Raw genomic sequence first — 15,268 nt, forward strand, 5'->3', positions numbered from 1 at the left:
ACCACCCACACCCACGGCCACACCCTGACGCCCCACACCCCCAACCCCCACACCCCCCTCCCCACCTACCCCTTCCACCACCACCACTACTGGCTCGCCCCGACCACCCCCGGCGGCACCCCCGAGCGGCTCGGCCTCGACACCCCCGGCCACCCGCTGCTCGGCGCCTCCGTCGAACTCGCCGAGGACGGCGGGCTGTTGCTCACGGGCCGGCTCTCCCTGGGCACCCACGCCTGGCTGGCCGACCACGAGATCCTCGGCCGCCCCCTGCTCCCCGGCGCCGCCTTCGTCGACCTCGCCCTCGCCGCCGGTGAGCGCGCCGACGCCCCGCGCCTGGACGAACTGACCCTTGAGGCCCCGCTCGCCCTCCCCGTTCAGGGCTCGCTGATCCTCCAACTGTCCGTCGGAGCACCGGAGTCCGAGACCGGGGCGCGCTCGCTGGCCGTGCACTCCCGCCCCGCCGAGGACACCGGCGAGTGGACCCGGCACGCCGTCGGCCGTCTCGTCCCCGCCACGGTTCCCACCCCCGAGGAGACGCCCGCCTGGCCTCCGGCCGGCGCCGAGCCGCTCGACGTCGACGCGCTCTACCAGCGCCTCACCGAGCTCGGGTACGCCTACGGCCCGGCATTCCAGGGCGTGCGCGCCGCCTGGCGCCGGGGCGAGGAGCTGTTCGCCGACCTGGCGCTCCCCGAGGAGCTGCGGGAGTCCGCCGCCCGGCACCCGCTGCACCCGGCCCTGCTGGACGCGGCCCTGCACCCGCTGGTGGCCCGCGCCGCCGAGACCTCCGAGGGGCTGCCGCTGCCGTTCGCCTGGTCCGGCGTGGAGTTGCACGCCACCGGTGCCGACGCGCTGCGCGTCCACTGGCACGACGGCGCGCTGGACGCCCGGGACACCGCCGGCCGCCCCGTCCTCCGCCTTGACGCGCTGGCCCTGCTGCCACTGGCCACCGACCGGGACGCCCGCGACCTGTACCTGACCAGGTGGGTACCCGTACGGCCCGCCGAACCCGCCGCCACCGCCCTCGTCGCTTCGCTCGCGGACCTGCCTGCCGGGGACGCCGTACCCCCGGTGGTCGCCGTGGCCGCGCCGGGCGGGCGCGAGGCCGTCGCCCGTACGCTGGAGCTGCTCCGGGCCTGGCTCGCCGAGGAGCGCTTCACCGGCTCCCGGCTGCTCGTCCTCACCCGTGGCGCCGTCGCCGCCACCGAGGCCGACACCGTCCCCGACCCGTGGTCCGGCGCCCTCTGGGGCCTGCTGCGCTCCGCCCAGGCCGAGCACCCGGACCGCTTCGCCCTCGCCGACCTGGACGTCGAACCGGGCGCGGCCGACCTCGCCGCCCTGCCCGTCGAGGAGCCCCAACTCGCCCTGCGCGACGGCGCCCTGTACGCCCCCCGGCTCTCCCCCGCAGGCGCCCCGGACGGGGACGCGCCGGAGTTCGCCGACCGCACCGTCCTGGTCACCGGCGGCACCGGCGGGCTGGGCCGCACCGTCGTACGGCACCTGGCCGAGCGGTACGGCGCCCGGCACCTGCTGCTGCTCAGCCGACGCGGCGCCGACGCCCCGGGGGCCGGGGAACTCGCCGCCGAGCTGGCCGAGTCGGGCGCCGAGGTGCGGTTCGCCGCCGTCGACGCCTCCGACCGCGACTCCCTCGCCGCCGTCCTCGCCGCGGTACCGGCCGAGCGCCCGCTCGCCGCCGTCCTCCACCTGGCCGGGGTCCTGGACGACGGCGTCCTCGCCGACCTCACCCCCGAGCGCCTGGACGCCGTCCTGCGCGCCAAGGCCGACGCCGCCCGGCACCTGCACGAACTCACGGACGGCCTGGCCGCGTTCGTCCTCTTCTCCTCCGTCACCGCGACCACCGGCACGGCGGGCCAGGCCAACTACGCCGCCGCCAACGCCTACCTCGACGCCCTCGCCGAGCACCGCCACGCCCTCGGGCTGCCCGCCACCTCCCTCGCCTGGGGCCTCTGGGCCGACGCGGAGGGCATGGCGGGCGGGCTCGGCGCGGCCGGACTGGCCCGCTGGGCCCGGGCCGGCCTGCCCGCGCTCGGTACGCAGGAGGCGCTGGCCCTGTTCGACGCGGCCCTGCGGCACTCCGCGCCGGCCCTCGTCCCGGTCCGCTTCGACCGGGCGGCGCTGCAGGCCCGGGCGGCGGCCGGGCCGCTCCCGGCGCCGCTGCGCGCCCTGGTCCGCGCGCCGCGCCGCCGGGCCGCCGCCGGCCGTACCGCTGCCGGCTCCACCGCCTCCACCGGCTCGACCTGGGCCGAGCGCACCGCTGCCCTCCCCGCTCCCGAACGGTCCCGCACCGCAACGGACTTGGTGCTGACCGCCGTCTCCACCGTGCTCGGCCACGCCACCTCGGCGACCGTCGACGCCTCCCGCGCCTTCAAGGACCTCGGCTTCGACTCGCTCACCGGCGTCGACCTGCGCAACCGCCTCGCCACCGCCACCGGCCTGCGGATCGCCGCCACCGCCGTCTTCGACCACCCGACCCCCTCCGCCCTCGTCGAGCACCTCCTCACCCTGCTCCCCGGCGCCGCCGCGCCCCTCCGCGAGCAGGCGCCCCCGCCCGTCGCCGTGACCGCCGACGAGGACCCGATCGCGATCGTCGGGATGGCCTGCCGCTACCCGGGCGGGGTCGCCTCGCCCGAGGACCTGTGGCGACTCGTCCTCGACGGCGTCGACGCCGTCGGCCCGTTCCCGACCAACCGGGGCTGGGACCTCGACTCCCTCTACGACCCGGACCCGGAGCGGATCGGCACCTCCTACACCCGGCACGGCGGATTCCTGTACGGCGCCGGTGAGTTCGACCCGGAGTTCTTCGGCATCAGCCCCCGCGAGGCGCTCGCCATGGACCCGCAGCAGCGCCTCCTGCTGGAGACCACCTGGGAGGCCTTCGAGCAGGCCGGCATCGACCCGGCCACCGTGCGGGGCACACAGACCGGCGTGTTCGCCGGGGTGATGTACAACGACTACGGCTCGCGGCTGCGCAAGGCCCCGGAGGAACTGGAGGGGTACCTGCTCACCGGCAACACCGCCTCCGTGGTCTCCGGCCGACTCGCCTACACCTTCGGGCTGGAGGGCCCGGCCGTCACCGTCGACACCGCCTGCTCCTCCTCCCTCGTCGCCCTGCACCTGGCCGCCCAGGCCCTGCGCCAGGGCGAGTGCGACCTCGCGCTCGCGGGCGGGGTGACGGTCATGTCGCGCCCGGACACCTTCGTCGAGTTCAGCCGCCAGCGCGGCCTCTCCGCCGACGGGCGCTGCAAGTCCTTCGCCGCCGGGGCGGACGGCACCGGCTGGTCCGAGGGCGTCGGCCTGCTGCTGGTCGAACGGCTCTCCGACGCCCGGCGCAAGGGCCACCAGGTCCTCGCCCTGCTGCGCGGCTCCGCGATCAACCAGGACGGCGCCAGCAACGGCCTCACCGCCCCCAACGGCCCCTCCCAGGAACGCGTGATCCGCGCCGCCCTCGCCTCCGCCGGGCTCACCCCCTCCGAGGTCGACGCCGTCGAGGCCCATGGCACCGGCACCCGCCTCGGCGACCCCATCGAGGCGCACGCCCTGCTCGCCACGTACGGGCAGTCGCGCGAAACCCCGCTGCTGCTGGGCTCGTTGAAGTCCAACATCGGGCACAGCCAGGCCGCCGCCGGGGTCGGCGGCATCATCAAGATGATCCAGGCGATGCGCCACGGCGTCCTGCCCCGCACCCTGCACGTGGACGCGCCCTCGCCCTACATCGAGTGGGAGACCGGCGCCGTCGACCTGCTCACCGAGCAGACCCCCTGGCCCGAGCACGGGCGCCCGCGCCGGGCCGCCGTCTCCTCCTTCGGCATCAGCGGCACCAACGCCCACGTCGTCCTGGAGCAGGCACCGGCCCGGGACGAGACCCCCGTGGAAGAAGCGGCCGGGCCGGTGCTGTGGCCGCTCTCCGGGCACAACGCGCGCGCCCTGCGCGAACGAGCGTCGCAGCTCGCCGAGTTCGTCGGCTCCGGCACCGACTCGCTGATGGCGATCGGCGCCGCGCTCGGCCACGGCCGGTCGGCGCTCGAGCACCGCGCCGTCGTCCTGGCCTCCGACCGGTCGCAGGCGTTGGCGGCGCTGGAGGCCCTCGCCTCGGGCGGCGACCACCCCGCGCTGCTGCGCGGCACCGCCACCACACCCGCCCGCATCGCCTTCGTCTTCACCGGCCAGGGAAGCCAACGACCCGGCGCCGGACGCGAGTTGTACGCCACCCACCCCGCCTTCGCCTCAGCCCTCGACGACGCACTCGCCGCTCTCGACCCGCACCTCGACCGGCCACTGCGCGACCTCATGTTCGCCGAACCCGGCACCCCCGAAGCCGACCTCCTCAACGACACCCGCTACACCCAGCCCGCCCTCTTCGCCCTGGAAACGGCGCTGTTCCAGCTGTTGCGGCACCACGGCATCCACCCCGACCACCTCGCCGGCCACTCCATCGGCGAACTCACCGCCGCCCACGCCGCCGGCATCCTCACCCTCCACGACGCCGCCACCCTCGTCACCACCCGCGCCCGCCTCATGCACCAGGCCCCCACCGGCGGCGCCATGATCGCCGTCCAAGCCACCGAGGAGGAGATCCACCCCCACCTCACCGACACCGTCTCCATCGCCGCCGTCAACGCTCCCGGCAGCATCGTCATCGCCGGTGACCACGACGCCGCGCACACCGTCGCCGACCACTTCCGCGCCCTGGGCCGACGCACCAAGCCCCTCACGGTCAGCCACGCCTTCCACTCCCCGCACATGGACGGCATCCTCGACGAGTTCGAACGCGTCGCCTCCCAACTCACCTACCACGCCCCACAGATCCCCCTCGCCACCACCGGCGACCCCACCACCCCCGCCTACTGGACCCAGCACATCCGCCAACCCGTCCGCTACCACGACACCACCGAAACCCTCACCGCCGCCGGAATCACCCTCACCCTCGAACTCGGCCCCGACCCCGTCCTCACCCCCCTCACCCCCAACACCACCCCCCTCCTCCGCCGAGACCACCCCGAAACCCACACCCTCCACACCGCCCTCGCCACCACCCACACCCACGGCCACACCCTGACGCCCCACACCCCCAACCCCCACACCCCCCTCCCCACCTACCCCTTCCACCACCACCACTACTGGCTGGAGGCCCCCACCGAGGACGGCCCCACCGCACTCCTCTCCGCACCGGTCGAACTCGCCGACGGAGGCGGCCTGTTGTTCACGGGCACGCTCGCCACCGCCCGTCACCCCTGGCTCCTCGACCACGCCGTCAACGGCGTCCCGCTCGCCCCCGGCAGCCTCTTCGTCGACCTCGCCCTCCGCGCCGGCGAGCAGGCCGGCGCCCCCGTCGTCGACGATCTGACCCTGGAAGCCCCGCTGCCGCTGCCCGCCACCGGCGCCCTCGCGCTCCAGCTCACCGTGGGCGCCCCGGTCGCCGACGGCCGCCGCCCCTTCGCCGTCCATGCCCGGGCGGCCGACGAGGAGCCCTGGGCCCGTCACGCCTCGGGCACCCTCGCCGTCACCGCGCCGACCGTCCCCACGCCCGACGCGGCCTGGCCGCCTGCCAACGCCGTCCCGCTGGACGCCCAGGACGTCTACCAGCGGCTCGCCGACCTCGGGTACGGCTACGGCCCGGCCTTCCGCAACCTCGTCGCGGCCTGGCAGGACGGCACCGCCCTCTACGCCGAGGTCCGCCTCCCCGACGAACTCGCCCTCACCACCGACGGGTTCGCCCTGCACCCGGCCCTACTGGACGCCACGCTCCACCTGCTGCCCCTCCAGGACAAGACCGAAGGCGCGGGTATCCGCCTGCCCTTCGCCTGGAGCCGGTTCGCCCTGCACGCCACCGGCGCCGGCCAGGTCCGCGCCCGGCTCGCCGAACTGCCGGGCGGGGGCGTCTCCTTGACGCTCACCGACGCGGCGGGCGCACTGGTCGCCACCGCCGAGTCGCTGGAGCTGCGGGCCGTTCCCGCCGAGGCGCTGTCCGCCACCGCCCTGACGGGTGAGCCGCTCCACGCCGTCGAGTGGATCGAACTGCCCGCGCAGTCTGCCCCGGCCGCCGGCCCCGACACCACCGTCCTCACCATCGAGGGTTCCGACTCCGCCCGCTCAGCCGCGCACCGTGCGCTGGCCGCCGTGCAGGAGTGGCTCGCCGAGGAGCGCCCCGAGGGCGCCCGACTCGCCGTCGTCACCCGGGGCGCCGTCGCGGTGACGGCCGAGGACCGGCTGCCCGGCCTGGCCGAGTCGGCCGTCTGGGGGCTGGTGCGCACGGCCCAAACCGAGCACCCGGGCCGCCTCGTCCTGCTCGACACGGACTCCGCCGTACCCGATGCCCTCCCCGCCGACGAACCCCAACTCGCGCTGCGTGACGGACGGTTCTACGTCCCCCGCCTCGCCGTCACCCCGCCCGTCGCCGCGCCCCGCTCCCCCCTCGACCCCCAGGGCACCGTCCTGATCACCGGCGCCACCGGAGCCCTCGGCGCCCACCTCGCCCGCCACCTCGTCACCCGCCACGGCATCCGCCACCTGCTCCTGACCAGCCGCCGGGGCCCCGACGCCCCCGGCGCGGCCGAACTCCGGTCCTCTCTGGAAGAGTTGGGCGCCGTCGTCACCCTCACGGCCGCCGACACCACCGACCGCCGGGCCGTCGCCGACCTCCTCGCCTCCGCCCCCGCCGAGCACCCGCTCACCGCCGTCCTCCACGCCGCCGGCGTCCTGGACGACGGCCTGCTCGTCGACCTCACCCCCGAGCGGCTGGACACCGTCCTCGCGCCCAAGGTCGACGCAGCGAACCTGCTGCACGAACTCACCGACGGGCTCGACGCGTTCGTCCTCTTCTCCTCCGTCACCGGGGTCATCGGCAACGCCGGCCAGGCCAACTACGCCGCCGCCAACACCTACCTCGACGCCCTCGCCCAGCACCGCCGGGCGCTCGGGCTGCCCGCCACCTCCCTCGCCTGGGGCCTCTGGGCCGACGACGGCATGGGCGCCACACTCACCCCCGCCGACCTCGCCCGCATCGCCCGCACCGGCATCGCCCCGCTACCCGTCGACCAGGCCCTGCGCCTCTTCGACGAAGCCCTCGCCGGTGACCGGCCGGCCGTCGTCCCGGCCCGCTTCGCCACCGCCCCCCTCGGCGCCCCCGGGTCCGAAGTCCCGGCGCCTCTGCGCTCGTTGGTCCGCCCCGCCCGCCGCCGGGCGGCCTCCGCCTCCTCCCCCGGCGGCACCGAGCCCCTCCTCGCCCAGCGGCTCGCCGCCGCCGGCTCCCCGGCCGAAGCGGAGCGCCTGCTCCTCGGCCTGGTCCGCGCCACCACCGCCGCCGTCCTCGGCCACGCCGACCCCACGGCGATCCAGGACGGCCGCGCCTTCACCGACCTGGGCTTCGACTCGCTCACCGCCGTCGACCTGCGCAACCGCCTCAGCGCCGAGACCGGCCTGCGCCTGCCCACCACCCTGGTCTTCGACCACCCGACCCCGGCCGCGCTGACGGCCCTGCTGCGCGAGGAGCTCCTCGCCCCCGGGACCGGCACGGTCGTCGAGACCCCCACGGCCGCCGTCGTCGACGAGGACCCGATCGCGATCGTCGCCATGGCCTGCCGCTACCCCGGCGGGGTCACCACCCCCGAGGAGCTGTGGCAACTGCTCGCCGACGGCCGCGACGCCGTCGGCCCCTTCCCCGGCGACCGGGGCTGGGACCTCGGCGCCCTCTACGACCCGGACGCCACGCACCCCGGCACCTCCTACACCCGCGAGGGCGGATTCCTCTACGGCGCCGCCGAGTTCGACCCGGAGTTCTTCGGCATCAGCCCCCGCGAGGCCCTCACCACCGACCCGCAGCAGCGCCTCCTCCTGGAGACCGCCTGGGAGGCCTTCGAGCGCGCCGGCCTCGACCCGCACGCGCTGCGCGGCTCGCGCACCGGCGTCTTCACCGGCGTCATGTACAACGACTACGGCGCCCGCCTCCACCAGGCCCCCAGCGCCCCGGAGGGCTTCGAGGGCTACCTCGTCAGCGGCAGCGCGGGCAGCGTGGCCTCCGGCCGGGTCTCGTACACCTTCGGGCTGGAGGGCCCCGCCGTCACCGTCGACACCGCCTGCTCCTCCTCCCTCGTCGCCCTGCACCTGGCCGCCCAGTCGCTGCGCCAGGGCGAGTGCGACCTCGCGCTGGCCGGCGGCGTCACGGTGATGGCCAGCCCCGCGACCTTCGTCGAGTTCAGCCGCCAGCGCGGCCTGGCCGCCGACGGCCGCTGCAAGCCCTTCGCCGACGCGGCCGACGGCACCGGCTGGTCCGAGGGCGCGGGCCTGCTGCTCGTGGAGCGGCTCTCCGACGCCCGGCGCAACGGCCACCAGGTCCTCGCCCTGCTGCGCGGCTCGGCCGTCAACCAGGACGGCGCCAGCAACGGCCTCACCGCCCCCAACGGCCCCTCCCAGCAGCGGGTGATCCGCGCCGCCCTCGCCTCCGCCGGGCTCACCCCCGCCGAGGTCGACGCCGTCGAGGCGCACGGCACCGGCACCACGCTCGGCGACCCCATCGAGGCTCAGGCGCTGCTGGCCACCTACGGCCAGGATCGCGAAACCCCCTTGTTCCTCGGCTCGTTGAAGTCCAACATCGGCCACACCCAGGCCGCCGCCGGCGTCGCGGGCGTGATCAAGATGGTGCTCGCGATGCGGCACGGACAGCTCCCGAAGAACCTCCACATCGACCGGCCGACCCCGCACGTGGACTGGTCGGCGGGCGCCGTCGAGCTGCTCGCCTCGCAGACCGACTGGCCCGAGCACGGGCGCCCGCGCCGAGCCGCCGTCTCCTCCTTCGGCATCAGCGGCACCAACGCCCACGTCGTCCTGGAGCAGGCACCGACTGCCGAGACCGCGCCCACGCCGACACCCGCCCCCCGGCCCTGGCTGCTCGCCGGCCACACCCCGGAGGCCCTGCGCGAGCGCGCCGAGCGGCTCGCCCGGCACCTCGCCGAGCACCCGGAGGCCGAACCCGCCGCCGTGGCCCGCGCGTTGGCCACCGGCCCGGCCGCGCTGGAGCACCGCTCCGCGTTCGTCGCCGCCACGCTGACGGAGGCCCTCGACGCCCTCACGGCCCAGCCCGCCGCGACCACCGCGCCCGCCTCCGTCCGCACCGCCTTCCTGTTCACCGGCCAGGGCAGCCAACGACCGGGAGCAGGACAGGAGTTGTATGCGGCCGAGCCGAGGTTCGCCGTGGCCCTGGACGCGACGCTGGCCGCACTGGACCCGCACCTGGACCGGCCGCTGCGTGATCTGATGTTCGCCGAGCCCGACAGCCCGGAGGCACAACTCCTCCACGAGACCCGCTACACCCAGCCCGCCCTGTTCGCCCTGGAGACCGCGCTCTTCCGCCTCCTGGAGCACTGGGGCGTCCACCCCGACACCGTCCTCGGCCACTCGATCGGCTCGATCGCCGCCGTCCACGCGGCCGGTGTCCTCTCCCTCGCGGACGCCGCCACCCTGGTGGCCGCCCGGGGCCGGCTGATGCACGCCCTCCCGGCGGGCGGCGCCATGGTCTCGCTCGCCCTCGACGAGCAGGCCGTCCGCGAACTCCTGCACGGGTACGAGGAGTCGGTCGGCATCGCCGCCCTCAACGGCCCGCGCGCCACCGTGATCTCGGGCGAGGCGGAGCAGGTGCGGGCCGTCGCCGCGAAGGCCGGTGAACTCGGCGTCAAAACCCGTCAACTGACGGTCAGTCATGCCTTCCATTCGCCGCTCATGGAACCGATGCTCGACGGGTTCCGGGAGCTGGTCGCGGCCCTGGAGTTCCACCCGCCCCGCTTCCCCGTGATCTCCGACCTCACCGGACTCCCCGCCGGCGCCGCCGAGTTGGCCGACCCCGAGCACTGGGTCCGCCACGTCCGCGAGACCGTCCGCTTCGCCGACGGGCTGCGCTCCCTCGCCTCGGACGGCATCGGCGCCCTCCTGGAGCTCGGCCCGGACACGGTGCTCGCCACCATGGCCGCCGACACTCTCCCGGATGCCGTCCCGCTCGCCCTGCTCCACCGCAGGCACCCCGAGTCCGTCAGCGTCCCGCAGGCCCTGGCCGCTCTGCACACGGCGGGTGGCGGCGTCGACTGGGCCGCGTACTTCGCCTCCACCCCGGCCGGCCCGCGCCCGGAGCTGCCCACCTACCCGTTCCAGCGCGACCGCTACTGGCTGGACGCCCCCGCCTCCCCCACCGGGGACGGCGTCTCCCGGGCCGGGCTCGGCGCCGCCGACCACCCGCTGCTCGGCGCCTCCGTCGAACTCGCCGACGGCTCCGGCACCGTCCACACCGGCCGGCTCTCCCTCTCCACCCACCCGTGGCTGGCCGACCACGCCGTGCTCGGCACGGTCCTCGTCCCCGGCACGGCCCTGCTCGAACTCGCCCTGCACGCGGGCGCCCGCGCCGGCGTGCCGACCGTCGAGGAACTGACGCTCCAGGCACCGCTGTTGCTGCCCGACCAGGGGTCCGTACGCCTCCAGGTCACCGTCGGGGCCGCCGGCGAGGACGGGCGGCGCCCGCTCGCCGTCCACTCCCGGCCGGACGAGGCCGACCCGTGGACGACACACGCCACCGGCCTCCTGGCCCCGGCCTCCGCTGCCTCGGCCGACACGGCCGGCGAGGCCTGGCCGCCCTCCGGCGCGGACCCCGTGGACCTCACGGACGCCTACCAGCGGCTCGCCGAGCACGGCTACGCGTACGGCCCGCTGTTCCAGGGCCTGCAGGCCGCCTGGCAGCGCGACCGGACTTGGTGGGCGGAGGTCGAACTTCCGTCCGATGCAGCCGAGTTCGGCTCCGGACTCCACCCCGCCCTGCTGGACGCCGCCCTGCACCCGCTCGCCCTCGCCGGGCCCGGCGCGGGCGGCGGCCTGCCCGTCCCCTTCTCCTGGCAGGACGTCCGGCTGCACGCCACCGGCGCCCGCACCCTGCGGGTCGTGCTCGACGCGACGCGCCCCGAGCACGTCTCCCTGCGGCTCACCGACGCCACCGGAGCGCCGGTCCTGACCGTCGGCGCCCTCGCCGTCCGGGAGACCGACCCGGCCCGGCTGACCGCCGGCCGCCGCACCACCGGCAGCCTCCACCGCATCGCCTGGACTCCCCTCCCGGCACCCGCCACCCCCGCCGGCCCGCCACTCCCCCACGCCGAGGCGCTGCGCCTGGTCGAGGCGGGCGAGCCGGCGCCCCCGTCCGTCCTCTACGAGGTCCCGTCCGAACCGTCCCTCCACCGCCTGCTCGACGAGCTGCGCGGCTGGCTGGCCGACGAGCGCTTCGCGAACTCCCGCCTGCTGCTGGTCACTCGGGGCGCGACGGCCGTCCGGGCGGCGGACCCGGTCGACGGGCTGGCGCAGTCCGTGGTGTGGGGCCTGGTGCGCACGGCGCAGACCGAACACCCGGGCCGCCTCGTCCTCCTCGACACCGACTCCGACTCCGACTCCGCCGCACCCGAGGCCCTCCCCGCCGACGAGCCCCAACTCGCCCTGCGCGACGGCACCCTGTACGTCCCCCGCCTCGCCCCCGTCGAGCCCGTCACCTCACCGCGCTCCCCGCTCGACCCCGAGGGCACCGTCCTGATCACCGGCGGCACCGGCACCCTGGGTGCCCTCCTCGCCCGCCACCTCGTCACCGCCCACGGCATCCGCCACCTCCTGCTCCTCAGCCGCAGCGGCCCGGACGCCCCGCAGGCCCGCCAACTCGTCGAGGAACTCGCCGGGTTCGGAGCCGAAGCCACCGTCCTCGCCGCCGACGCCGCCGACGCCCAGGCCCTGGTGGCCGCCCTCTCCACCGTCCCCTCCGAGCACCCGCTCACCGCCGTCGTCCACGCCGCCGGCGTCACGGCGGACGCCACCCTGGCCTCGCTCACCGAGGAGGCCGTCGACCGCGTCCTCGCGCCCAAGGTCGACGCGGCGAGCCTTCTCCACCAACTCACCGACGGCCTCGACGCGTTCGTCCTCTTCTCCTCCATCGCCGGAGTGATCGGCAACGCCGGCCAGGCCAACTACGCCGCCGCCAACACCTACCTCGACGCCCTCTCCCAGCACCGCCGGGCACTCGGCCTGCCCGCCACCTCCCTCGCCTGGGGCCTCTGGGCCGAGGACGGCATGGGCGCCACACTCACCCCCGCCGACCTCGCCCGCATCGCCCGCACCGGCGTCCTCCCGCTGCCCGTCGACGAGGCACTGCGCCTCTTCGACGAAGCCCTCGCCGGCACCGAACCCGTCCTCGTCCCGGCCCGCCTCGACCTCCGTACGCCCCAGGACCCGGTGCCCCCGCTCCTGCGCGGCCTCGTCAAGCCTTCGGCGGCGCCCCTGCCCACGGCCTCCTCGACCCCGGCCTCCACCGGTCCGCTCTGGATCCACAGGCTCGCGGAGGCCACCAGCCCGGAACGGGCCCGAACCGCCCTCGCCCTGCTCAGCACGGCCGTCGCCGAGATCCTCGGCCACCCGGCCGGCCGTCCGCTCCCCGCCGACCGGGGCCTCCTGGACCTCGGCCTCGACTCGCTCACCGCCGTCGAACTCCGCAACCGCCTCAGCGCCGAGACCGGCCTGCGCCTGCCCACCACCCTCCTGTTCGACCACCCGACGGCCCGAGCCCTCGCCGCCCACCTCCACGAGGAACTCACCCCCCGCCTCCCCGGCGGAGCCGACACCCTCCTCACCCACCTCGACGCCCTGGAGGCCGCCCTCTCCGCCGCCCCCGACACCACGGACCCCGACACCACGGAACGCCGCGCCCACCTCGCCACCCGCCTCACCGCCGTCCTCACCCGCCTCGGAGGCCCGGCCCCCGAGGCGGCCCCGTCCCGCCTCGAACTCGCCGACGACGACGAGCTGTTCCTCCTCATCGAGAACGAACTGGGCACCCGTGACTGACACTCACCCCAGCGGTGCGAGGCTGCCCGGGTAGAGGTACTCCTTCGCCGGAACGGTCGTCCCGTGCGCCCAGGCGTCGAAGAAGCCCTTGAGGTCCCTCCCGGACACCTTCGCCGCGAGCGCCTCGAACTGCGGGAAGGAGGCGTTGCCGTACGCGTGCTCGGCGGTCCAGCGCCGCAGGGTGCCGAAGAACGCCTCGTCGCCGACCGTGCGCCGCAGGGCGTGCATCATCAGGGAGCCCTTGAGGTAGAGGGCCGGGGCGAGTTCGTCGCCCCGGCCCGGGTCGTACAGCCGCGTCGACCAGTACGACGGGTTGCCCAGGTTCTCCTTGACGTTGCGGGCGTAGAACCCGGTGTCGAGGTTCGCGCCCTGGTGCTCGTCCCACAGCTGGTTGGCGTACTGGGCGACGCACTCGGCGATGCAGCCGTCACGCCAGTCGGTGAACGAGACGCTGTCGCCGAACCACTGGTGGGCGTTCTCGTGCACGATCGCCGCGTCCCACAGGATGCCGGTGTAGGTGGGCCGCCCCTGGGTCTCCAGGTCCGGCGCGCCGCCGCCCGGCTCCGTGGGCCAGCTGCGGACGATCGCGCCGGCCGAACTGAACGGGTACGGGCCGAACTTGGAGGCCAGGAAGGCGAGGATCTCCGGCTGCTGGGCCTCGGCCGCCAGCGCGTCCGCGTCGACCGGCAGACCGGCGCCGAAGGCCGTGATGACCGGCGTCCCGTCGGGCAGCGCCGAGCGGTGGACGGTGAACCGGTCGACGGCGACGGTGGCGAGGTAGGTGGCCATCGGCCTGTCCTCGCGCCAGCGGAAGGTCGTCGTGCCACCCCCGGCGGTGGTCGGGCCGGGCACGCCGTTGCCGATGGCCGTCCAGCCGTCGGGGACGGTCGCGGCGAGGGAGAACGTCGCCTTGTCGGACGGGTGGTCGTTCGAGGGGAACCAGGAGGTCGCCGAGTGCGGCTCGCCCATCGCGTTGACGCCGCCGGAGGCCAGCCGGTGCCAGCCCTCGGGGTCGGGCTTGCCCGCGTACACCACCCGCACCCGGAAGACGGAGCCGCCGGACACCCGCCGGGCGGGCTCGACGTCCAGCTTGTGCGCGCCGGAGCGGGAGAAGGCCTTCGCCGGGGCGCCGTTCACCGTGACGGAGGCGACCTGGAAGCCCTTGAGGTCCAGGGAGAAGCGCTCCAGCGGGCGCAGCGCCCGGGCGGTGACGGTGGTGTCGCCGTTCAACCGGTCGGGCTGCGCCGGGTCGTAGGCGATCCGGACGTCGTAGTCCGCCACGTCGTACCCGGCGTTGCCGTCCTCCGGGTAGTACGGGTCGACGGCCCCGACGGCCTGCGCGGGGGCGGCGGTGACGGTCAGGGCGAGGCCGAGGGCGGCCGCGACCAGGGCGCGGCGGTGGATCCGTCGCATGCGCATTCCTCTGCTCCCTTACCGGTTGGGCGTGGCGGTGGCGAACTGCCACACCACGTCGATCAGGGCGTTGGTGCTGGTCGCCTCCGTCGCCGGGTCGACGTTCGCGAGGTCGTCGCAGGCGGTGTGCAGGCAGTTCGAGACCCCGCTGCTGAAGCCGGAGGAGGGGATGCCCGCGTCCCCGAACGGCTGGCTGTCGGAGCTGTCCAGCGGGATGTCGAAGGTGGCGAAGCCCCGGGCGCGGAACCAGTCGTCGAAGGCCCGGAAGGCCTCCGTCCCGCCGTTCTTCCCGTCCTTCACCAGCAGGTACTGCTGGAGGTTGCGGCTGCCCGCCTGGTCGAGGTTGAGGTACAGGTCGACGGCCTTGCGGTCGGCGGCGGACAGCTTCGCGACGTAGTCCGCCGAGCCGACCATGCCGAGCTCCTCCGCGCCCCACCAGGCGAAGCGCAGGTGCCGCGCGGGCCGCAGCCCGGAGTCGGCGACCCGCAGGGCGGTGGCGAGGACGGCGGCCGAGCCGGAGCCGTTGTCGTTGATGCCCGGGCCCATCGGGACGCTGTCCAGGTGCGCGCCGACGAGCAGGACGTGGTTCGGGTCGCCGCCCGGCCAGTCGGCGATCAGGTTGACCCCGTCCTTGCCGTCGCGGGCGAAGTGGCGCAGCTGCGTGCGGAATCCGGCCCGGTCCAGGGCCCGCTTCACGTACGCGACCGACTCCGCGTACCCCCGGGTGCCGTGGGCGCGGTTGCCGCCGTTGCGGTCGGCGATGCGTTGCAGGGCCTGGAGGTGCGGCATCACCTCCCCCGCCGTGACGGTGGGCGCGGCGGGGGCGGGGGCGGGGGCGGGGGCCGCTGCGGCGGCTGCCGGTACGTGGCTCAGCAGCAGGGCCGCCCCGAGGGCGGTGAGGAACAGCGGACGGGCGGAGCGCATCACACGGGAGCCTTTCGCGGGCCTGGCCGGGGGTTTGTCCCGGCGGGTCGCGCCCACTCTGGGC

At 75.8% G+C, this 15,268-nt stretch carries 3 protein-coding genes; 1 reads left to right on the top strand and 2 read right to left on the bottom strand.

Annotation, left to right across the window (positions count from 1 at the left end):
• Positions 1 to 12,867 (top strand): SDR family NAD(P)-dependent oxidoreductase (locus tag ACIRRS_RS37475; RefSeq protein ID WP_402981247.1); only part of this gene is annotated, 12,867 nt, incomplete at its 5' end.
• Positions 12,868 to 12,870: 3 nt separating this feature from the next.
• On the opposite strand, the gene ACIRRS_RS37480 is transcribed toward ACIRRS_RS37475, so the two are convergent.
• Entirely contained in the window at positions 12,871 to 14,280 is a 1,410-nt protein-coding gene (locus ACIRRS_RS37480) for a M1 family metallopeptidase (RefSeq protein ID WP_402981249.1), read from the bottom strand.
• An 18-nt stretch (positions 14,281 to 14,298) separates the two neighbouring features.
• Complete coding sequence (locus ACIRRS_RS37485) at positions 14,299 to 15,204, bottom strand: M20/M25/M40 family metallo-hydrolase (RefSeq protein WP_402981252.1); 906 nt, start codon at positions 15,202 to 15,204, stop codon at positions 14,299 to 14,301.
• Between the last annotated feature and the right edge of the window lie 64 nt (positions 15,205 to 15,268).

Source organism: Kitasatospora sp. NPDC101183, assembly GCF_044767945.1.
GTDB lineage: Bacteria > Actinomycetota > Actinomycetes > Streptomycetales > Streptomycetaceae > Kitasatospora.